This window comes from Bacillus sp. EB106-08-02-XG196, from assembly GCF_013396335.1.
Lineage (GTDB): Bacteria > Bacillota > Bacilli > Bacillales > Cytobacillaceae > Neobacillus.
In genome coordinates this window covers 123,008-144,092 of sequence record NZ_JABWSY010000004.1, presented here as the reverse complement: position 1 = coordinate 144,092, position 21,085 = coordinate 123,008, and the positions used below count along the sequence as shown (strand labels likewise).

Sequence of the window (21,085 nt, the reverse complement as noted above, 5' to 3'; positions counted from 1 at the left end):
CAACCTCCTCGTCATTTTTTAATTCGCCTCGCGAAAACCAGTTATGCTTGAGCTGCTGCTGCTTGAACAACAGCTTTAGGGGTGAAAAATACTCGATTTACAGCATTCAAGAAAGATTTAGCAGAAGCTTCTAATACGTCCTGAGCTGAACCGCGGCCACTTACCTGTAAACCGTCAACAGTCATTTTTACATGTACCTCAGCCAATGCGTCACGCCCTTGACCAACGGAGTTCAGTTTAAAATCAGTTAAGTGAATTTCTTCTTTTATAAGAGCTTCCAATGTGTTCATTAGTGCCTCAACGCTTCCTGAACCTGTACGAGCTGTTTCTACTCGAACACCTTCTGGCGTGTTGAGTGCAACAGTAGCAGTAGGGAGGTTGGCTGAACCATAATGTACTTGAAAAGCAACAAGTTCATATTTTTTAACATCAGCTACAGCTGTTTGGATGTCTGTTAATATGGTAAATAAATCTTCATCGGTCACTTCCTTTTTACGGTCGGTGAGCTGTTTAAAAGCTGTAAATGCTTCTTGAAGCTTTTCAGCTGATAACGTAAAGCCCATATTTTCAATTTTATCTTTAAAGGCATGACGTCCAGAATGTTTACCAAGGACTAAATCATTCGATTGAATCCCAACCATTTCAGGAGTGATAATTTCATAGGTTAAGGTATTTTTTAAAACGCCATCCTGATGAATTCCAGATTCATGTGCAAAGGCATTTTTTCCAACTACTGCTTTATTTCCAGGAACCATCATTCCTGTAAAGCGGCTGACAAGGTCGCTGGTACGTTTGATTTCTTTTAGAACTAGATTGGTCGTATAAGGGTATTTATCTTTTCTAATATTTAGGGCTACTGCGATTTCCTCAAGTGAGGCATTCCCCGCACGTTCACCAATTCCATTAATGGTTCCTTCCACCTGGGTAACACCGTTTTCGATTGCCGCCAGTGAATTGGCAGCAGCCATTCCTAAGTCATCATGGCAATGGCACGATAACGCTGCTTTGTGGATATTTGGAACATTCTCACGAATATATCTGAACATGTATCCATATTCAGCTGGGGTTGCATAACCTACAGTGTCAGGAAGGTTGATGACTGTTGCTCCAGCGTCGATGACCTTTGTAATGATCTTGACAAGAAAATCAAGATCCGAACGAGAAGCATCTTCAGCAGACCATTCGATATGAGGGAATCTTTGTTTGGCATATGCCACCATATCAACGGAGGTTTGAATGACTTCCTCAGGTGTTTTGAACAATTTATATTTCATATGAATAGGGGAGGTAGCTAGGAAAACGTGCAACCTTGGTTCTGCAGCATCCTTTAATGCGTCCCACGCAATGTCAATGTCCGATTTGGTTGCTCTTGCCAGGCCAGTAACGGAACTATTTTTAATACTCCGGGCAATTGCTCTTACTGCCTCGAAATCCCCTTGGGAGGAAGCCGGGAATCCGGCCTCCATAATATCCACACCAAATCTTTCTAGTTGTCTAGCAATCTCAAGTTTTTCAAGCTGGTTTAGATTTACACCAGGAGATTGTTCACCATCGCGTAGTGTCGTATCAAAGATGTTAACGTGAACCATTTACCACCACTTCTTTCTTTTGGTTTACAGGCTGCTTAATAAATGGCATTAAAGCACGAAGCTCACGGCCGACAACCTCAATTGGGTGATTATTTTCGCTGCGGTTAATTGCATTAAATTGTGGACGGTTCGCTTGATTTTCAAGGATCCAGCCTTTTGCAAATGCACCAGTTTGGATATCTGTTAATACATCCTTCATGCGTGCTTTTGTATCTTCGTTTACAACACGTGGTCCGGATACGAAATCTCCCCATTGAGCTGTATCGGAGATAGAATAACGCATGTTTTCTAATCCTCCTTCATATAGAAGGTCAACGATTAATTTTAATTCATGTAAACACTCAAAGTAAGCAACCTCAGGCTGGTAACCAGCTTCTACAAGAGTTTCGAAACCAGCTTTGATTAGGGCAGTAGCACCGCCGCAAAGAACAGCCTGTTCTCCGAATAAATCTGTTTCTGTTTCTTCTTGGAAAGAAGTTTCTAATACACCTGCACGAGCAGAACCGATTCCTTTCGCGTAAGCAAGTGCCAATTCACGCGCTTGGCCAGTGTAGTCTTGGTAAACAGCATAAAGTGCTGGTACGCCTGCGCCTTCTGTGTATGTGCGTCGAACTAAATGTCCTGGTCCTTTAGGAGCAACTAGGAATACGTCAACATCTGCAGGAGGGACGATTTGTGTAAAATGAACGTTGAAGCCATGAGCAAATACTAGTGCGTTACCAGCTTCAAGGTTTGGTTTAATGCTTTCTTCGTAAACTTTAGGCTGCATTTCATCTGGAAGTAAAACCATTACAACATCTGCTTGAGCAGTTGCATCTGCAACAGAAGTTACCTCAACACCATCTTCAACTGCTTTATCCCAAGACTTTCCGCCTCTTAAACCAACAACAACGTCAAAACCGCTTTCCTTTAGGTTTAATGCATGTGCATGACCTTGTGATCCGTATCCGATAACTGCGATCTTTTTCCCTTGTAAAACTGCCTCTTGAATATCTCCGTTATATAGTACCTTTGCCATTATTAATCATCCTTCCAAAATGTTTATTTTATTTGAGAGTAGGTAGTTAACTCGTTAACCTGTGGTTGATGTCCGCGTAAGAAGGCGGTCAATCCTGTTCTAGCAATTTCTTTAATTCCATATGGGCGAATCAGGTCAATCAATGCATCAATTTTGTCTGGGCGTCCTGTAATCTGAATCGTTAAGCTTTCTTTACTAACGTCAATGATTAAGGCGCGGAATGGGTCAATAATCCCGTTTATTTCACTGCGGAGCTGTGAACTGCCGGCTACTTTTATTAGAGCCAGCTCACGGGCAACAATTGCTTTATCTGTAATATCTGAAACCTTTAAAACATCAATCTGCTTGTTTAGTTGTTTTGTAACTTGTTCAAGGCGTTGCTCATCTTCGATTTCAACCACCAAGGTCATTTTTGAAATGCCTTCGGTTTCTGTTGGACCGACGGAAATACTTGAAATATTAAATTGTCTTCTTTGCAATAAACCAGTGACTCGATTCAAGACACCGCTTCGATCCTGAACAGTTAAAGATATAATCCGTTTCATGATGGTTTCACCCCAATCATTTCATGTATCCCTTTGCCAGGAGCAATCATCGGGAAGACTTTTTCCTGTTGCAATACCCGGCAATCCATTAAAACAGGACCGTCATAAGCAAATACTTCAGGTAGCTTTGTGATCAATTCTTCTTGGCTTTCAATCTTTAACCCTCTGATATGATAGGCCTCAGCAAGCTTCACAAAATCTGGCTGCGTATTAAGGATAGATTCAGAAATCCGGTTGCCATGTAACAATTCCTGCCATTGTCGAACCATACCTAGGGCACCGTTATTGACAATGATAATCTTAACTGGAAGGTTCTGTTCATAGATTACGGATAACTCTTGTAAGGTCATTTGGAACCCGGCATCGCCGACAATAGTGACTACTGTGCTTTCTGGAGAAGCCATTTGTGCGCCAATGGCAGCAGGGAAGCCAAAGCCCATTGTTCCAAGTCCACCGGATGTAACCCAGCGGTGTGGTTTTTCAAAATTGTAATACTGAGCTGCCCACATTTGGTGCTGACCAACATCCGTCGTGACAATGGCATCCCCATTGGTTACTTTATGAATAGCTTCAATCAGCCATTGAGGAGACATCCCGTTTGGATTGTGTTTATACCATAATGGGAATTCTTCTTTATACTTATTAAGCGTTTCTAACCATCCTTCAGTATCGGGTGATTCTGTTGTCTGATTAATTAATTCACCCAAAGCTTCCTTTGAATCAGAAACAATCGGAATATTTGTTGGAACATTTTTACCAATTTCAGCAGGATCGATATCAATATGGGCAACCTTGGCATTGGGAGCGAAGTGTTTTAGATTCCCTGTAAGCCTGTCATCGAAGCGGGCACCAATATTGATTAGTAAATCTGATTCGTAAATTGCCATGTTTGCTGTATACGTTCCATGCATCCCGCCCATCCCGAGAGAAAGAGGATTGTTTGCTGGGAAAGTTCCAAGACCGAGAAGTGTGGTTACAACTGGAATCTTGTGCTTTTCAGCAAAAGCGGTTAACTCATTAGAAGCTTTACCGTGAAGAATACCTGCACCAGCAAGAATAACGGGCTTCTTAGATTTTGTAATCGCATCAGCAAGTTTTTTTATCTGCAGTGGATTTGGCTTTGTTGTTGGCTGATAACCCGGAAGGTGAACACTTACTTCTTCAGGTATCTGAGTTAATTCTCCTGCAGAGATATCTTTTGGAATATCAATTAAAACAGGACCAGGTCTACCTGTTGAAGCAATATGAAAGGCTTCCTTTACAATTCTTGGCAAATCAGAAATGTCTTGCACCTGATAATTATGTTTGGTGATAGGTGTTGTGATAGCCATTACGTCTGCTTCCTGAAATGCATCTGTTCCAATGACACCTCTTGCCACCTGACCAGTGAAAATCACTAGGGGTAAAGAATCCATCATCGCATCTGTAATTCCCGTAACCAGGTTGGTTGCCCCAGGACCAGAAGTTGCGATTACAACCCCAGGTTTCCCAGTTATCCGAGCGTAACCTTCAGCTGCATGAATGCTTCCTTGCTCGTGACGGAAGAGTACGTGCTTAATATTTCCTTTCGCACGATAAATCGCGTCATATATTGGCAGAACGGCACCACCCGGATACCCAAAAAGCGTTTCAACACCTTCATTAATTAATAAGTCAATGAGCAGGTCTGCACCCGTTTTCGGTGCCGTACTAGTTTGGACGTCCGGCTTTGCTTCTACTTTCACCTCGTAATCCCTCCTTATGGATGTTCGAATCTTTTTCAAAAGTCATCCTATGACATTACATAAATTGATAGCTATTTAAATAGTAAAAGGCCATTTTCGCCTCCGAAATAAACTGCAGTTAAAAACAAAAGCAGAATATATCGGGGAGAAAAGGCCTTCCATTTCTCGGTACCACCCGGTTTTACAGCATTCTCACGAATACTGCCTCTTGAAGCGGCTAAAAAGAATCGCTTAGCCGTTTCTTTTGGTAACAGGTGCCTAAAGAAAGCACCTGATTGAGCCTAATAAGTTAGGTCTGTTCAGCTCAATACTCAGGGATGATGTCGGAATAAGGTGTATTACTGGGCTTCCAGCAACCCCAGCTCTCTGAAAATACATTTTCTTATTCCTTTATTCCCGTCATCGATTTTTTCTATAAACTTTTCAAATCTACTGAAATGTCTTTAACCTCGGCTTTAAAAGGGAGCCTAGACCCTGGGTTAGGTTAAAGCGGCAGTATCTACAAATAGCTTTTATATTTTCATAACCCCGCCGGTATTGGCGGATGTAACTAACTTTGCGTATTTGGCTAGGTAGCCGGTCTTGATTTTTGGTTCTGGCTTTTTCCATAAACTGCGTCTTTCAGCAAGTACCTCGTCATCAACAAGTAATTCAATGGTTCGTTCCTGAAGATCAATTAGTATCTTGTCACCATTTTCAACGAGTCCGATTGGACCGCCTTCAGCAGCTTCTGGTGAGATATGCCCAATCGAGATTCCTCGGCTGGCACCTGAGAAACGACCGTCTGTAATGAGAGCAACCTCTTTATCTAATCCACGGCCAGCAATCGCTGACGTTGGAGCAAGCATTTCTGGCATTCCTGGTCCACCTTTAGGTCCTTCATAACGAATGACAACAACGTGACCAGACTTAACTGTGCCATTATTAATGTTTTCCTGTGCTTCATCTTGGGATTCAAAAACAATTGCTTCACCAAGGAAGGTTTTAATTGATGGATCCACAGCACCAACTTTGATAACCCCGCCATCTGGAGCAATGTTTCCGTATAGGATGGATAGTCCGCCAACAGGGCTATATGGATTATCCTTGGTCCGAATGACGTTTTCGTTTGTTATTGTTGCTTCCTTCACATTTTCAGCAAGAGTCTTACCTGTAATGCTTAAGCAATCTTGATGCAGCGCACCTTCTACTTTACATAGCTCATTAAGAATGGCACTAACTCCGCCTGCGCGATGGACATCATCCATAGAGTAATCGGATGCAGGCATAATTTTTGCTAAATATGGTACTCTTTCAGCAATCTTATTAATTTCTCGTAAATCATAGTCAATTCCAGCTTCATGAGCGATGGCAAGGGTATGTAGAACGGTGTTCGTCGATCCCCCCATTGCCATATCTAAAGCAAATGCATTGTCAATTGCTTCTCTGGTAATGATATCTCGTGGTTTAATATCGTTTTTCACTAATTCAACTAAGTGTTTCGCTGCTTGTCGAATTAACTCGTGTCTTTCTTCAGAAGTAGCTACAATTGTGCCGTTACCCGGAACCGTCATGCCTAACACTTCCATCAAACAGTTCATCGAGTTTGCCGTAAACATTCCAGAACAAGATCCGCAGGTAGGGCATGCTGCAGTTTCAATATCCAGCAGCTCCTGCTGTGTCATTTTCCCACTATGGTACGCTCCAACTCCTTCAAAAACCGAAGTGAGAGAAAGGTTTTTTCCGGTAGAAGAAACACCTGCTTCCATTGGACCGCCTGAAACAAAAACAGAAGGGACGTTGGTTCTGACTGCTGCCATTAACATTCCTGGTGTGATTTTGTCGCAGTTCGGAATGTAAAATACACCATCGAACCAATGTGCATTAATTACTGTTTCTGCACTATCAGCGATAATTTCACGGCTGGGAAGGGAGTAACGCATTCCAACATGACCCATTGCAATTCCGTCATCTACGCCAATTGTGTTAAATTCAAAAGGTATTCCGCCAGCTTCTCTTATCGCTTCTTTAACGATTTCACCGAAATGATTAAGGTGTTTGTGCCCAGGGATAATTTCAATAAATGAGTTACAGACACCGATAAACGGTTTTTCTAGGTCCTTCACTGTTACCCCGGTAGCGTATAATAGGCTGCGGTGGGGAGCACGATCAATCCCCTTTTTAATCATATCGCTTCGCATTGTTTTATCTCCTAACTGACAATAACGTGGTTTGTAGATTCAGGATAACAACCCACTCCGTCCGTTGTTACGATTTTTCTAAATTCTTCTAATAGGTCGTTTGTAACGATTCCTGGTTTACCGCCATTAATTTCGCGGCCATCCACATTAATAACAGCAATAACTTCTACAGCTGTTCCGGTTAAGAACACCTCATCCGCAACATAAACATCGTGGCGGGTGAATGGAGATTCTCTAACCTCGTAGCCTTTTGCTCTTGCCACATCAATGATAGCGTTTCGTGTAATTCCCTCTAACGCTCCTAAGTAAACAGGAGGGGTAAAGATTACTCCATTTTTTACGATGAAGATATTGTCAGCAGAGCCTTCTGTTACATAACCTTGATCATTGAGCATTAAAGCTTCTTCTACACCAGCCTGATTGGCTTCTAATTTAACAAGAATATTATTTAAATAGTTTAATGATTTAATTTGTGGACTTAGGACATCCGGACGATTTCTTCTGCTTGGCACAGAGGCAATTTTAATTCCTCGATCGTAATATTCTTGAGGGAACATTTTCAATTCCTCTGCGATGATAATAACGCTGGGCTTTATGCAGGAGGAAGGGTCAAGGCCGAGATTTCCTTTGCCTCGTGAAACTACAACTCGAATATAGGCGCTGTCCAATTCATTCTTTCTGATAGTATCCACAATTAATTGTGTCATTTCTTCCTGTGTAAAAGGAATATTCAGCATAATGGATTGTGCTGATTCGAACAGTCTTTTTAAGTGGGCATCGAGTCTAAAGACGTTTCCGCTATAAACACGAATGCCTTCAAATACTCCATCTCCATATAAAAATCCATGGTCAAAAACTGAAACTACAGCATCCTCTTTCTTGACGAATTGTCCGTCAAGGAATATCCATTGACTTCCCAACCTAACCACTCCTTTTAGTGATACAACGCTTTAGATAATTAAAATCATTTGTAAAAAAATGCCCATGCCTTATTTCCTGTTTGAAGGAATGACTGAAGGCAATTTCATTAATGAGAATATTTAATACAAATTATATTTTCAGTTATCTTACACCCAATCTAAATCTTGGTCAACACAAAAATCTGACAATTCAAATAAATCGAAAAAGTTGATAGCGTTTTCATTATTGTTAGATTAAGGTTGGGGAGAAATAAAAATAGTAAAAAAATATTTTTTGAGGTTAAAAAAGAAGAGTGAGAAGGAGTAATTTCATACGAGGATTCTACTATTGTCAACTAAAAAAACAGCTTGGATTACTAAGCCATTTCTATAAAAAAAGATAAACATTAGTTTTTCACTATACTTGTTTTCGCATTTGCTGCTATTTTATTTTCGCTAGGTATTCGTATACCTCACGGAGATTTTTATAACCTATTGTTTGAGCCATCTCCAAATAATGTCCCCAAATATGTGCTGTCAGTTTGGCATCCCCAAGTGCATGGTGCCGGTTGATAATTTCTATTCCACATTCCTTGCACACAGCTTCAAGTGGCAATGATTTTATCATAGGATTTGAAAGGCGCAGTAAGAAGGAGGTGTCAATGATTCGGTGCTCAAATCTAGTTTTTAGTAAATCCCAAGTCATTTTTTGCATAAAAGTCTGTTCATGCTTAGCGTGGTGGGCTACAAGAGCGTGGTTTTGTACAAATTTGAAAAATTCCATCAACACTTCTGTAGCCAATGGTGCTGACTGTAATTCTTCATCCGTAATATTGGTCAGGACGGAGATTTCATGTGAAAGTCTATCTGGAGAATGTACTAGGGAATAAAAAGTTTCTGTTTCCTTGATTTGCTGCCCTGTCATCTTGATGGCGCCAATGGAAATGACTCTATCTCCTTTTTCCGGATAGAAACCAGTTGTTTCTAAATCAAACACCACAACCTTTAATTCGTGAAGAGGTGTGTCCAGGCAGTTATTATCTTTCATTTCTTTTTGAAGTTTTCTAATAAATGAGATATTTTGCATGTTAGCATGCCCTTGAACACCTGCATAAATGTTGGAACCAAGTCTGCCTGATATTTGTCTGAAAAAGTGAATCATATCATTCATTCCCATTAAGAATCCTCCTTGCTTACTATATTTCTTACATAACGATAAAGGGCAGCTCCATTTTTCAATATTTCTTTAACTTCATCCTTTTGCTTTTTTGAAAGGGAAGTTATAGGAAGAAAATGGCTATTTTCATAATTGTCAGGTTTTGCTAGTGATAGACGAAAGTATAATAATTTTAAAAACTGTTGTTTATATAGTTCTCTCTTAGTAGAAGGAAGTTCAAAGTCTGGCAGCTTTTCAAGCCTTGAAAGAGTAGAGGTTTCGAATATATTCCCTTTTATTGCTAATAGACGTATCGCATTTACATATGGAAAAAGGGCTTTTTCCTTTATATTGAGCGATCCCGAATGTGGCCCGTGTGTTTCCGTTAGTATTTGACCTAATATGCCCATTCCTTTTTTGAGGTGCAGGGTATTACTGAGCAATTTTTTTAAGAGGTTCTCTTTGTAGATAGTCTGATATACTTCTGTTTTTAAGTTTTCTAGAAAGCTTGCGTCACCGTATAGGGATCGCCCATCAATGAAAATCAATAATTGACGAATCAATTCCCAGTTAGAGTCAAGCAGCCAAGTGGCTAATTGCTGCCTCCATTCGGATACTGATTTACACCATAAAGGATTACTGGCCATTACTCCGCCATCGCAATAAACATAGCCGGTTAGCTGCAAGCCCTGTGAGATTTCTTTCCCTAATGCCAAAAAGTATTCATTTATCTCAGTGCCTTGTTGTTGATAAATAATGCCATGATCCTGATCGCTCCATACGGATTGTTCAAACCGTCCAGCACTGCCCATCATAAAAAAGGAGAAAGAGCAGGGAATAGGGCCGTATCTTTCTATAATTTGATTAACAGAAGCTGTGATGACACGTTTGATAATTTCATCATGTAACTGATTTAATTGGAAATGATTGCGAGTAACCCAAATGATTTGGTCATCACGGAATCTTCTAATCTCTAAGTAGCTGTTCATTCATTCAGTACACCTCCTAAAAAATACAATGCCATCCCCTTGCTAGGTGAAAGGGGATGGGGACTAGCTATAAAAATAGGGCTATTAAAACTTTAACTTAGGCTCTGAACTTATTGCTGTTTTTTCTGTTTTTACCATTTCGGGGTAACCATAGCTTCCATGCTCACTCATGTCAAGACCAATAATTTCTTCTTCTTCTGTAACACGCAAGCCATTCATAACAGCTTTCATTATCGTTAACAGGATAAAGGAGACAATGAAAGCAAAAGCACCACTGCTTACAACACCTAATGCCTGAACACCAAGCTGGTGTAATCCGCCTCCGTAAAATAATCCTGGCTCCCCAACTGTTGCTAATTCCGGTGTGGCAAACAGTCCAGTTGATAATGTTCCCCATATACCTGCTGTACCGTGTACAGACAATGCTGCGATTGGATCATCAATTCCTTTCTTTTCAAAGAATCGAATGCTGTAAAATACAAGTATTCCAGATATGAAACCGATTAGAACTGCAGCCCAAGTATCAACAAAAGCACAGGAAGCTGTAATGGCGACTAAACCTGCTAGGGCACCATTTAACATCATTGGAACATCTGCCTTGCCCATGACAATCCAGGAGATAATCATTGCAGCGATGACTCCGGCACCCGCAGCTAAGTTCGTATTCATTGCTACGAAACCAAAGAATGCTCCATCAACAGAAACTGTACTGCCTGCATTAAATCCAAACCATCCCACCCATAAGATTAAAACACTAAGAGCAGTGAATACTTGGTTATGTCCTGCGAGATTGTTTGCTGAACCATCTTTATTGTATTTCCCAATACGAGGTTTTAGGATTAAAGTAGCTGCAAATGCTGCCATAGCGCCTGTTAAGTGAACAACCGTTGAGCCTGCGAAATCCTGTTTACCGTGTTCTGCTAACCAGCCTCCGCCCCAAATCCAGTGAGCGATAGGAGGATAAACAATGACTGAAAATAAAACGGCAAACACGAGATATGCTCCTAATTTTGCTCGTTCTGCAAAGCCGCCAAACGCGATGGTTAAGGAAATGCCAGCAAAGGCTAATTGAAATAAAAAGAATACAGAACCGGAAAGTGCTAAGCCTTCCACATCATAACCCGAATAGAAGAAGTCTGATAATCCAATGAGTGGATTCCCTTCTCCGAAGATTAAGCCATACCCTGCTGCCCAAAATATGATGGATGAGATACCAAAGGTAAGTATCGTTTTCCCTGCTATATGTCCGGCATTTTTCATTCGCGTTGATCCAGTTTCCAGCAGAATGAATCCTCCAATCATAAGAATAACTAGAACTGCACCAACCATTACCCAAAGACTGTTCATTAAGAATATAGTATCCATCATTTCTCCCCCTTTAAATTCATGTTAACTTTCTTAACATTTAGTGTATTTGTATTTTTACATGGATTTAATAGGGATTCTACAAATGTGTTAGGTTTCCTAACATGGTTTTTGAAGGGAGAAGAAAAAAGGCCATCTTCTTTATTAAGAAGATGGACCTTTTCGTAAACCGAATTGAGCATTCAATTGTCCTTGAATCATTTTTTTTCTAACATCATTTTGATTTTGGTTCTTCTGAGCTCGAAGCATTTCTTTCCTAATTTCATGCGTTTGAACACCATCTTCAATCTTGTTCGCGATTTCCACTAATAATTCTACATCTGCAAAAGAGTACTTTCTGCTTCCGCCAGGGGATCTCTCGGGGAAAATTAACCTTCTCTCCTCATAATAACGAATTTGTCTCTCAGAGAGACCCGTTAAGTCTCTAACAATCCCAATTGTGATTACTTTTTTATCTTTATAAGAAAAATCATTTGTCATTTTTTTATTCTCACCACGCTCTTCTGTGATTAGGTACTTTACTACTAACTTATGTGAAATTTCCTTACATTGATTGGATTTTGGTACAAGTTATTTTAAGATACTTTGGTTTATTTTTTTGGGGGAATGTCTTTATAAAAATACTTTGTAATTCGCTTAAGGTGAGGGAATCTAGATTATGTTCAGAAGCGTTATAAAGACCAGATGCAATTAATCGATTAATGTAAAATAGTTTAAGTGTTTCGACTCCTTTACGCAATTGATTTGTCATACCGCCTTTTCACTCCTTCTAATTGAATATATTGTAAAAGGTAACTAAATTATTAGGATTTGTCTGTGAATGTGTCAGAAACACTGACAAACAATTTCATTTATTAGAGGAAATCTTACTAAATAAAAAAGAACCAGGCGTCAACAGCCAGGCTCTTAATATTTGTTATTAATATTCTCCATCGAATGGTGTGAATGGGAAGTTAAATCTTCTTTCGACTTGACGAAGACGTTGATTTACACGTTGAAGGCGACGCTGAGTCTGGTTTAATTCACGTTGTAGTCGATTGATTTCTCTCTCTTGACGTTCACTTTCTCTTTCAAGTCGAGTGACTCTGCGCTCAAGTTGCTGCGGTTGTCTATCTGGGTCAAATTGGTCTTGGGAATATGGGTCTTCTTGAACATATTGATCATACATATTGTAATCATACTGTACTGGTTGAGCTGGGTAATAGCCATAAGGATACATGGGGCAACTCTCCTTTTTTGATTAATACCCTATAGATTATGTAGTCATCCGCGGAGAGTGTGGGCATATGCCTAGATAAAATGGAAACCTAAACAAAATATCAATCCAAAATAAACAATTATCTAATAAATACTATTTTCATATTACTTTTTTTGCGTTTTAAAATAGTAAAACACTAAAGTATTAATATTAACATATTGAATAAGCAAACAAAAAAAGTTATAATCATTATATTCTAAAAATTAAAAATGTTTTTAAGATTAACTTTTCAAAAGAATATTAGGGGGATGAGAAAATGAAGAAGTTAAAACTTTTAACAACGTTCTTGGTCATGGCTCTTATGTTAATGCTTACTGCTTGTGGATCGAGTGAAACAAGTGGTAATGGGGATGACTCCGATAAGGACAAGAAAACTCTCCGCGTCGTAACAGATGCAGCCTACGCACCATTTGAATACCAGGATAAGGGTGAAATAGTAGGCTTTGATATTGACTTAATTAAAGCGGTTGCAAAAGAAGCGGGTTACGAAATTGATATTGCTCATACCGGGTGGGATCCAATATTCGTAGAATTAGAGAAGAAAATTGCCGATATTGGTATTTCTTCCATAACCATTAACGATGATAGAAAGAAAACCTATGATTTTTCTGTCCCATACTTCTTATCTACCAATAAGATTATGGTTCCAGAAGGCAGTGATATTAAAAGTGCTGAAGATTTGAAGGATAAAACAGTTGCTGTTCAAAACGCAACAACTGGGCAGGAAGCGGTTGAAGGTCTTCTTGGTAAAAACAGCAGTCAGATTAAAAAGTTTGAAAACAATAACTTAGCAATCCTTGAGCTTAAGGCTGGAGGAGCAGACGCGGTTGTTGCGGATAATACAGTAATTGAAGAATATGCAAAAAATAATCCGAATGATAAATTTGTTATCATTGAAGATAAGGATGCATTTGCTCAAGAGTTCTACGGATTAATGTTTCCGAAGGGAAGTAAGATAAAAGCAGATTTTGATAAAGCGCTAAACGAAGTATTTGATAACGGAACATATGCAGAAATTTACAATGAATGGTTTAAGGTAGATCCAGACGTACAACTATTAAAAGACCAACAATAATAACAAAAATTGCGTAACTCTTAGAAATCAGAAGTTACGCAATTTTTTGGTTTAATGCCTTATTTTACATAATTTAACAGAGAGTCAACGTATCAATAGGGGGATTAATTATGGATTTTCAATGGGATATTTTAGCAGAATACGCACCCTTTTTTCTGAAAGGGACGCTACTTACAATTGGACTATCATTAGCTGGTATTTTAATCGGGACAGTACTTGGATTGTTTATTGGATTAGGAAAAATGATGAAAAATAAATTTCTATCATTCCCTTTTGGCGTGTATATCACTTTGTTCCGAGGCACACCAATGCTGGTACAAATTATGTTAATTCACTTTGCGGTAGTACCGCTGTTTATAGGGGGAACAAATGGTATTGCTGCAGCGATTCTTACTCTGTCATTAAATTCTGCGGCATACATAGCTGAAATCTTCCGTGCAGGAATTCAATCAATTGATAAAGGGCAGATGGAAGCAGCCCGTTCTCTCGGAATGACGCAAGTACAAGCTATGCGTTATATTATCCTTCCACAAGCGTTTAAACGAATGATTCCACCACTAGGTAATGAATTTATTGTCCTAATTAAAGAATCATCACTCGCATCATTAGTGGCCGCCCCAGAACTCATGTATTGGGGACGAGCCATGCAAGGTCAATATTTCCGTGTATGGGAGCCGTATATTACTGCAGCGCTTATTTACCTTGTATTAACGCTTTCTTTAAGCTACGTATTAAGCCGACTTGAAAGGAGACTGACAACAGAATGATTGAAGTGAAAAATTTAAAAAAGTCCTTTGGCACGAATGAAGTACTAAAGGATATAAATGTAACCATTAAGCCGCAAGAGGTTGTGGTTGTAATTGGTCCATCTGGTTCAGGTAAATCTACTTTCCTGCGTTGTATTAATCTTTTAGAAAGTATTACAGATGGACATGTCTATATTGAAGGAACTGATATTACCGACAAAAAGACAGATATCAATAAAATTAGGACGGAAGTGGGTATGGTGTTTCAACAGTTTAATCTGTTCCCACATAAAAAGGTTATTGAAAATATCATGCTAGCCCCGATGAAAGTCAGAAATACTTCAGCTGTGGAAGCTAGAAAAAAAGGGTTAGAGCTTTTAAGAAAAGTAGGGTTAGAGGATAAAGCAGAGGCGTATCCTGATTCCTTATCAGGCGGTCAAAAGCAGCGTGTCGCGATTGCTAGAGCGCTTGCGATGGAACCGAAAATCATGCTGTTTGACGAACCAACCTCAGCCCTTGATCCTGAAATGGTCGGGGAGGTTTTGGAGGTCATGAAGCAGCTTGCCAAAGAAGGCATGACCATGGTGGTTGTTACACATGAAATGGGGTTTGCAAAAGAAGTAGGAGATCGTGTCATTTTTATGGACGGCGGGCTTATCGTCGAAGAAAATGTTCCAAATGAACTATTTCATCATCCAAAAGAAAATCGAACCAAAGCCTTCTTGAGTAAGGTGTTATAAACAGGGAGGCCAAGCCACCCTGTTTTTTACTATCAATTATACTTCAAAATCAAAAACGTCGACAATCTTGTCTGCTTTTATCCGGTTTTGGCAGAGTTTAAATAGTTGCTCAAAGAATTCCTTCACTTCGAAAGTAGAGGCAGGAACTTTTATTTGTACAGTAGTTGAGCCAAACATTTGCTTGAAATAAGCTTTTCTTTGATCGTTTTTCCCATCACGTTTTAAAGGATTATACTTCCATACGATATGGGGGCTTACGTCTACTTGTTCAACCATTCTTAGCTCCGCAGCTGTGGTTGATTTATTATGTAGATAAATGACTAAATAATAGTTGTCATTGCGGTGCCAATCAATGAATAGAAAATAATAGCTGGTATCGCTATCTACCCTAGTAACATCAAAGCCTGCTATTGTTTTTTTACCATTTGTCCATTGATGAAATCGAGGCAGCATCCCATTAACAATTTCCATTTTATTAATTTCATAAGCGGCAGGTCTTGATTCTTTTATCAAATCTGCCATAAATACGGCTTCGTCCTTTTTCAAAAAAATGCCCCTTTTGGTAGAATGAATACATTATACAGCGAAATGGGATAAAAGTAGAAGCCTGCTGTGTAAAGGAATGTATTCAAATTGAAATATAACTGAAACCTTAATAATAAAATCGTTTGGTAGAATCGGTATAATAGGGACTAAAAATGAATACCTCGTTCGAATTGTATAGAGGAATAATTCTGCCTCTTTTCCATATGAATGCATAGAAGTGGTGGTAATTGGGGGGACGGAAATGACGTTGGAAAGTCAGTTAATAAAAAAGTCATATTATCAAATGTATATAAATGAACATGAAAATATACAGCCGATACGTGTGTTAGGTGATGCGTATCAGGAAGAGCTTCAAAAGGATTTGCCAGATTTGACGTCTATACGCTTTGCACAAGGAGAAATCTATTTTCACAATCGAGATTTTGAGGCAGCTATTTTTAAATGGGAAAACGTAATGGGGGAACTTGAACTTTGGGCGAGGAAAAATATTGCCGATGCCTATTTTGAAACAGGTCTTCTCTCAAATGCTGAGGACCTTTATCTTTCCATAGAAACAAATAATCCTACATTAAAGACAGAAGTGGCCCTGCAGCTGTTTTCTCTTTATATTGAACGAGGAAAGTCTGAGGCTGCAGTGGAGATTATCAAAAGAACAATCAATGCTAACCCGGATTATCCGAATGTGACTGCTATAGCCCGCGCATATTTTGAGGATCAGCAGGATTGGGATCACGGTATTGAACTTGCACTAAATGAAGCAAAACGAACGGGTTCACTTGAATGGTTTGATACATTGAATTCATATGTAAAGAAAGGTGTTACCAAAAGCTTAAACCCAAATTATTTCTTACAGGGACTATTTGAATTGTATACCCTAGATCATCAGATGTTTGAAGAGCTTACTGCATCACTATGGAACAGTTATAAAAGTGAAGAGTCCTATTTTACATGGCTAAAAGAGTTAAATCATCTCCTATTGAATCTAGATATTAGCACAAACAACCATTTCCAATTGCTATCAGATCTCCATCATGAAACGTATTTTGGATTAATAAACGGCAGCCAGAGTATTAAAACACTAGAAGACCTTGTACCTGACCTATTAACAAATTGGCTGCGCTTATCAGTTCCTGCGCATACGGTCATAGTGTCAGCTGCGGTATTATCATGGAATGAGCTATTTCCAACAAGTATTAGTATGTCAATTGTTAATGTGGCTGAAAATCTTATTGGCGAAACAGAAAGTCATTTCAACGAATTAGAAGAATGTATAAATCTCTTTGAGTCCATTATTAGTTGGGCGAATAGTCAAGATATGGGTGAGAATAACCGCTTAAAATGGATGGTTTCGCAATTGAATGATTTTGATACCCATCACTTGTTGATTACTGGATTAAGTGGCAGCGGGAAGTCTGCTTTCATAAATACCATTCTAGGGGAAGAGATTCAGGATAGCCCCACTTCGTCGCTTGTTATGTTTAAAGATTTTGAAGACTTAAATATTTATGAAATAACTGATCAGGAGACAGTGCCACTCGCAGACTTCGCGCAATTTCAAGAGCGAATGGATCGGCGCCGAAATGCACTAGAATCGATTATCGAATTTCAACAGCCTTTTCCATTGTTATATGAGCAGAAACTGGCGTTAATTGAAACGCCAGGTCTAAGAGGCAGCCACCAAGACCGCTATGAAGTGCTGCAATATCTACAAATGGCAGATAGTTTATTCTTTGTCTTAGATGCAAATGCTCCATTTACAGATAAAGAAAAGGGGATTCTATCACAAATTCATGAACTTGCTCCCGATATTCCCGTCCATTTTCTCTTGAATAAGATGGATACGATTGTTAATGAGCAGGAAGCAATAAGAATTTACGACGATACTAGGTCCAGGATTCAGTCCTATTTACCTGAAGCACAAGTATTACCCTTTTCCTCTCAATATGAAAGTGGACAGCAATTAGTCGACCTGAAGAGATTTGTTCAATCGATAAAGGATAAAAGAAACATAGCCGATAAACGCTTGGCAAAGCTTTTATATTTCATCCGAACAACCATATCCAGGCTGCTGCAAAAGAGAATTGATGTGGAGAATCAATTAATTGAGTCGGTTCGCTGGAATGAAGAAGTGGTGATGAAGTTAAATGGTGCTCTTAACCAATTAAAGGATGCGGAGTCACAAAAAACAAAAGCAATCACAAGATCATACCGCGCTATTAAGGAATCAATCCAAAAAGAAATTTCTGCCGCAGTACCGAAAATACTGCAAGAATGTTCCGAGTTAATCAAAGAAGACAGTAATATTAGTACGATTCATTTGGAGCTTAATGATATGATGAACAATAGAATCCAAGATTACTTGGAGCAAGAAGTATTGCCGAAATATTATACATCACTTCAAGAATGGATTATCAGTAGCAAAGAGGAATTTGAGCAAGGGCAGGCATTTTTAAATGAAATGGCTGAAGGCTTAAATAGCCTGTATGGGGAAGAGCGAATTAGCACAGAATGTGATTTTAAAGTGCTTGATGATTGGCGCCGGGATACCGATAGAATGACGAGCCGGTTCCAATTAGAAAAGGTCAATATCTTACTTCGCAACACAGCTTCACAATTTTTATTGAAAAGTGCAGGGAAATTATTTGGGGCAATCTCTCAAAATAAAGCCATGCTGTATAATAAATACAAGTCCTTTGTTAAAAATGATAGCTATTCTGAACCAACTGAGGTTGTGATTGAACGCTTCTTCCAACAATTCGAGCTATTTGAAAAATCATTAGAACGAGACATTACCATGTTTTACAGACAGCCATTGAAGGTTCTTAATGAAGCAATCGAGGAATCAATGTCTCAAATTACGACAAATCACGATATACTGAAAAAAATGAATACCAACCCAGAATTGTTCCGCGATCCGTTGACACTATTTGAAGTTAGACTGCGTCAATTTGAATGGACGACAATTGCAGGCAAGGGTGTACAAACGATTTATTAATAAGGCTGTGTTAAAGCTGAATGTTGATTTTATTGTGTTTGGAAAATAAGCGGAGAATTTCCGTTTAAATTGGGAAATAGCCATTTTTACCTTCATAATAAGCGGAGTTTTTCCGCTTATTGTATCCAAATCAGTGGATTTTGTATTATTTAAAGCAGTTAACCAGAATATTTCCGCTTATATCTGCTGCTTAAGATTCCTTTATATACATTAGCCGGAAATTCTCCGCCTATGAATGATCAAGCCTACACGAAAATCAACAATGAGTAATAACACAGCCATTAATAAAAAAGGGTGCCCATTGAGGCACCCTTTATCATTAAAAAAAGCAGGAATAATTAAAATCCTTTTTCTTCAATCAGATTATGTAATAAATCAGGTCGATTGGTTAATATACCATCAGCACCTGCATCAATAAGCTTTTCCATTGTATCTGGATCATCAATGGTCCAGTAATGGATTTCCATTCCAAGCCGATGTGCCCCATCGATTAATCTTTGATCAGTTAAATCGAAACCGCTGTCTTCCACTGGAATCTGAAAGGCATCAACTTTTGGTACATAAAGATTACGTAAAAGGAATTTATGAGTAATTACAAAAATTTTAACCTCTTGTCTTCCGGCTGAAAGAGCTACTCGGCCTTTTGCATACTTATCAAATGTTTTAAGAATTTCTTGGTCAAAGGAACCGATTAAAATCTTTTCTTCCATTTGGTATTCTTCAATTAGATTCCACAATTTAGAAGCTATCTCCTCGATTCTTTCAGGAGGATTGTCATCTTTAATTTCTATTTCAATCTTCATGTGATTGAAGGTTTGAAACATTTCCTTAACCGTCGGAATATAGACCCCCTTACCACGAAAATTATGGTTACCTTCAAGATTTTTAAAATGATAGCCTGCATCCAGCTCTTGAATTTCTGCTAAAGTAAGATCTTCAACCTGTCCCTTACCATTGGTTGTCCGGTCAACACTTGCGTCGTGAATTGCAACTAAGTGGCCGTCTTTTGTTATATGTATATCCGTTTCAAGGACATCCACTCCCATATTAGCTGCATTCTGAAAGGCTGCCATGGTATTTGAAGGTGCTAACAGTTCACCGCCTTGGTGGGCAATAACCATTGGGCGATTATGATTAAAAAAGCTTTTCTGTTTGATTTGTTTGACTGGAAATAAATTAATGACTAAAAGGAAAATGAGAAGTGCAGATGCTATCAGCTTTAAAGATAGAAATATAGTGTTTTTTCTCCTTGCCTTTTCTACTGTGACATGTTGCATATATTACTGCTCCTCTACTAATAGCCTTTCGAATAATCAACTAGATTAAGAGAAGGCTTGTTACCTGAAATATAGTTTTTTAGGTTCGGGATAAGAATATTTTCAACAACCCGTTGATTATAATGCTCCGTTGAACCAGAGGTGTGCGGGGTAATAATCACGTTTTCCATTTCCCACAAAGGACTATCAACTGTTAATGGTTCTTGTTCAAATACGTCTAAACCGGCACCAGCAATGTGTCCCCTCTGTAAAGCAGCAATCAAATCTTTTTCCACTACGATTTCACCACGACCAATATTGATAAAGAAAGCGGTAGATTTCATGAGGTCAAATTGCTTGGATCCAAATAAGCGATGTGTCTCTTTGGTTAGCGGCAGGGTAACAACCACATAATCACAGTTGGGAAGAACGATATCTAATTGATTTGTGGTGTACATTTCATCAACAAACTCCTGTTGTTTTCCAGAATGGCGAACGCCGATGACCTTCATTCCAAAAGCTTTTGCGATTTTTGCTGCTTCTTTTCCAATGGTCCCAACACCTATAATTCCAACCGTTTTTTCATGCATTTCCAGATTCATGCCGGAATGGTGCCATTTCCTTGCTTGCTGGTTTTTTACATATGTATGAATCTTTCTAGTTAAGCCAAGCATCAATGCAAAGATTGTTTCGGATATCGGATAAGCATGCACACCATTCGCACTAGTTAGGGTAATATTTCTAGATTCCAGGGATTCGAGGGGCAGACTATTTACACCTGCACTCCAGGTTTGGAGCCACTTAAGCTTTGATTCGGGTACGAGACACTCCTTTTCAATGCCTTTTTTCCAGCCTGCAATAATTTCAGCATCATGTAAATGCTCCTGCCAAATTTCTCTATCTTTTCCCATAATGATCGTCCAATCTGGGAGAATTTCTTTTATTTGATCGATAAGATTCTGTTCTAATGTATGAGTAATGACAATTTTTCTCTTTAGCATATA

At 39.0% G+C, this 21,085-nt stretch carries 19 protein-coding genes; 4 read left to right on the top strand and 15 right to left on the bottom strand.

The window, feature by feature from the left end; genetic code table 11:
* Positions 1-41: 41 nt before the first annotated feature.
* The 12 genes from MLOOGBEN_RS08085 to MLOOGBEN_RS08030 all read right to left on the bottom strand — a co-directional run bounded on the left by MLOOGBEN_RS08085 (position 42) and on the right by MLOOGBEN_RS08030 (position 12,684).
* Entirely contained in the window at positions 42-1,589 is a 1,548-nt protein-coding gene (locus MLOOGBEN_RS08085) for a 2-isopropylmalate synthase (protein ID WP_179157746.1), read from the bottom strand.
* Positions 1,576-2,607, bottom strand: coding sequence for a ketol-acid reductoisomerase (gene ilvC, locus MLOOGBEN_RS08080; RefSeq protein ID WP_179157745.1), 1,032 nt, complete (start codon positions 2,605-2,607; stop codon positions 1,576-1,578). The genes MLOOGBEN_RS08085 and ilvC overlap by 14 nt, the downstream gene beginning before the upstream one ends.
* Positions 2,608-2,630: 23 nt before the next feature.
* Positions 2,631-3,152: an acetolactate synthase small subunit gene (ilvN, locus tag MLOOGBEN_RS08075; protein ID WP_179157744.1), complete on the bottom strand. Its 522-nt coding sequence runs from the start codon at positions 3,150-3,152 to the stop codon at positions 2,631-2,633.
* Positions 3,149-4,876: an acetolactate synthase large subunit gene (ilvB, locus tag MLOOGBEN_RS08070; RefSeq protein WP_179157743.1), complete on the bottom strand. Its 1,728-nt coding sequence runs from the start codon at positions 4,874-4,876 to the stop codon at positions 3,149-3,151. Before ilvB ends, ilvN begins: the two co-directional genes overlap by 4 nt.
* A gap of 512 nt (positions 4,877-5,388) precedes the next feature.
* Positions 5,389-7,056 carry a dihydroxy-acid dehydratase gene (gene ilvD, locus MLOOGBEN_RS08065; protein ID WP_179157742.1) on the bottom strand — a complete coding sequence of 556 codons (1,668 nt, stop codon included), beginning with the start codon at positions 7,054-7,056 and terminating at the stop codon, positions 5,389-5,391.
* 11 nt (positions 7,057-7,067) lie between these two features.
* A complete protein-coding gene (ilvE, locus tag MLOOGBEN_RS08060) occupies positions 7,068-7,976 on the bottom strand; it encodes a branched-chain-amino-acid transaminase (RefSeq protein WP_179157741.1) in 909 nt (302 codons plus the stop codon).
* A 421-nt stretch (positions 7,977-8,397) separates the two neighbouring features.
* Positions 8,398-9,132, bottom strand: a complete 735-nt coding sequence (locus MLOOGBEN_RS08055) for an exonuclease domain-containing protein (RefSeq protein WP_179157740.1) — start codon at positions 9,130-9,132, stop codon at positions 8,398-8,400.
* A complete protein-coding gene (locus tag MLOOGBEN_RS08050; protein ID WP_179157739.1) occupies positions 9,132-10,100 on the bottom strand; it encodes a DUF294 nucleotidyltransferase-like domain-containing protein in 969 nt (322 codons plus the stop codon). Before MLOOGBEN_RS08050 ends, MLOOGBEN_RS08055 begins: the two co-directional genes overlap by 1 nt.
* A gap of 84 nt (positions 10,101-10,184) precedes the next feature.
* Entirely contained in the window at positions 10,185-11,465 is a 1,281-nt protein-coding gene (locus MLOOGBEN_RS08045) for an ammonium transporter (RefSeq protein WP_179157738.1), read from the bottom strand.
* A 144-nt stretch (positions 11,466-11,609) separates the two neighbouring features.
* Complete coding sequence (locus MLOOGBEN_RS08040) at positions 11,610-11,945, bottom strand: MerR family transcriptional regulator (RefSeq protein WP_179157737.1); 336 nt, start codon at positions 11,943-11,945, stop codon at positions 11,610-11,612.
* Positions 11,946-12,009: 64 nt separating this feature from the next.
* On the bottom strand, positions 12,010-12,216 hold the full coding sequence (locus MLOOGBEN_RS29705; RefSeq protein ID WP_179157736.1) for a Fur-regulated basic protein FbpA: 207 nt from the start codon (positions 12,214-12,216) through the stop codon (positions 12,010-12,012).
* A gap of 168 nt (positions 12,217-12,384) precedes the next feature.
* A complete protein-coding gene (locus tag MLOOGBEN_RS08030) occupies positions 12,385-12,684 on the bottom strand; it encodes a hypothetical protein (RefSeq protein WP_179157735.1) in 300 nt (99 codons plus the stop codon).
* 295 nt (positions 12,685-12,979) lie between these two features.
* Here MLOOGBEN_RS08030 and MLOOGBEN_RS08025 point away from each other — a divergent pair, with 295 nt between their 5' ends.
* The 3 genes from MLOOGBEN_RS08025 (at position 12,980) to MLOOGBEN_RS08015 (ending at position 15,284) form a co-directional block, all read left to right on the top strand.
* On the top strand, positions 12,980-13,798 hold the full coding sequence (locus MLOOGBEN_RS08025) for a basic amino acid ABC transporter substrate-binding protein (RefSeq protein ID WP_179157734.1): 819 nt from the start codon (positions 12,980-12,982) through the stop codon (positions 13,796-13,798).
* Positions 13,799-13,908: 110 nt separating this feature from the next.
* A complete protein-coding gene (locus MLOOGBEN_RS08020) occupies positions 13,909-14,565 on the top strand; it encodes an amino acid ABC transporter permease (protein ID WP_179157733.1) in 657 nt (218 codons plus the stop codon).
* Positions 14,562-15,284 (top strand): amino acid ABC transporter ATP-binding protein, encoded by a 723-nt coding sequence (locus MLOOGBEN_RS08015; protein ID WP_179157732.1) that lies wholly within the window; start codon positions 14,562-14,564, stop codon positions 15,282-15,284. The genes MLOOGBEN_RS08020 and MLOOGBEN_RS08015 overlap by 4 nt, the downstream gene beginning before the upstream one ends.
* Positions 15,285-15,320: 36 nt before the next feature.
* Here the strand turns inward: MLOOGBEN_RS08015 and MLOOGBEN_RS08010 are convergent, their stop codons facing one another.
* The gene (locus tag MLOOGBEN_RS08010) at positions 15,321-15,830 is read right to left on the bottom strand and encodes a hypothetical protein (protein WP_179157731.1); all 510 of its coding nucleotides are present in this window, start codon (positions 15,828-15,830) and stop codon (positions 15,321-15,323) included.
* Positions 15,831-16,071: 241 nt separating this feature from the next.
* Between MLOOGBEN_RS08010 and MLOOGBEN_RS08005 the strand changes: the two genes are divergently transcribed.
* On the top strand, positions 16,072-18,825 hold the full coding sequence (locus MLOOGBEN_RS08005) for a dynamin family protein (protein ID WP_179157730.1): 2,754 nt from the start codon (positions 16,072-16,074) through the stop codon (positions 18,823-18,825).
* 338 nt (positions 18,826-19,163) lie between these two features.
* Here the strand turns inward: MLOOGBEN_RS08005 and MLOOGBEN_RS08000 are convergent, their stop codons facing one another.
* Both MLOOGBEN_RS08000 and MLOOGBEN_RS07995 read right to left on the bottom strand, forming a co-directional pair.
* On the bottom strand, positions 19,164-20,102 hold the full coding sequence (locus MLOOGBEN_RS08000) for a glycerophosphodiester phosphodiesterase family protein (protein ID WP_179157729.1): 939 nt from the start codon (positions 20,100-20,102) through the stop codon (positions 19,164-19,166).
* A gap of 17 nt (positions 20,103-20,119) precedes the next feature.
* The gene (locus tag MLOOGBEN_RS07995) at positions 20,120-21,082 is read right to left on the bottom strand and encodes a D-2-hydroxyacid dehydrogenase (protein WP_179157728.1); all 963 of its coding nucleotides are present in this window, start codon (positions 21,080-21,082) and stop codon (positions 20,120-20,122) included.
* Positions 21,083-21,085 lie beyond the last annotated feature (3 nt).

What these genes read in the sequence shown, in the direction of transcription:
- MLOOGBEN_RS08055 (WP_179157740.1), bottom strand. Translation starts at nt 9,132, where the DNA reads ATGGGAATGAATGATATGATTCACTTTTTCAGACAAATATCAGGCAGA.
- ilvC (WP_179157745.1), bottom strand. Translation starts at nt 2,607, where the DNA reads ATGGCAAAGGTACTATATAACGGAGATATTCAAGAGGCAGTTTTACAA.
- MLOOGBEN_RS08045 (WP_179157738.1), bottom strand. Translation starts at nt 11,465, where the DNA reads ATGGATACTATATTCTTAATGAACAGTCTTTGGGTAATGGTTGGTGCA.
- MLOOGBEN_RS08000 (WP_179157729.1), bottom strand. Translation starts at nt 20,102, where the DNA reads ATGCAACATGTCACAGTAGAAAAGGCAAGGAGAAAAAACACTATATTT.
- MLOOGBEN_RS08040 (WP_179157737.1), bottom strand. Translation starts at nt 11,945, where the DNA reads ATGACAAATGATTTTTCTTATAAAGATAAAAAAGTAATCACAATTGGG.
- MLOOGBEN_RS08015 (WP_179157732.1), top strand. Translation starts at nt 14,562, where the DNA reads ATGATTGAAGTGAAAAATTTAAAAAAGTCCTTTGGCACGAATGAAGTA.
- ilvN (WP_179157744.1), bottom strand. Translation starts at nt 3,152, where the DNA reads ATGAAACGGATTATATCTTTAACTGTTCAGGATCGAAGCGGTGTCTTG.
- MLOOGBEN_RS29705 (WP_179157736.1), bottom strand. Translation starts at nt 12,216, where the DNA reads ATGACAAATCAATTGCGTAAAGGAGTCGAAACACTTAAACTATTTTAC.
- ilvD (WP_179157742.1), bottom strand. Translation starts at nt 7,056, where the DNA reads ATGCGAAGCGATATGATTAAAAAGGGGATTGATCGTGCTCCCCACCGC.
- MLOOGBEN_RS07995 (WP_179157728.1), bottom strand. Translation starts at nt 21,082, where the DNA reads ATGCTAAAGAGAAAAATTGTCATTACTCATACATTAGAACAGAATCTT.
- MLOOGBEN_RS08005 (WP_179157730.1), top strand. Translation starts at nt 16,072, where the DNA reads ATGACGTTGGAAAGTCAGTTAATAAAAAAGTCATATTATCAAATGTAT.
- MLOOGBEN_RS08020 (WP_179157733.1), top strand. Translation starts at nt 13,909, where the DNA reads ATGGATTTTCAATGGGATATTTTAGCAGAATACGCACCCTTTTTTCTG.
- MLOOGBEN_RS08030 (WP_179157735.1), bottom strand. Translation starts at nt 12,684, where the DNA reads ATGTATCCTTATGGCTATTACCCAGCTCAACCAGTACAGTATGATTAC.
- MLOOGBEN_RS08050 (WP_179157739.1), bottom strand. Translation starts at nt 10,100, where the DNA reads ATGAACAGCTACTTAGAGATTAGAAGATTCCGTGATGACCAAATCATT.
- MLOOGBEN_RS08025 (WP_179157734.1), top strand. Translation starts at nt 12,980, where the DNA reads ATGAAGAAGTTAAAACTTTTAACAACGTTCTTGGTCATGGCTCTTATG.
- MLOOGBEN_RS08085 (WP_179157746.1), bottom strand. Translation starts at nt 1,589, where the DNA reads ATGGTTCACGTTAACATCTTTGATACGACACTACGCGATGGTGAACAA.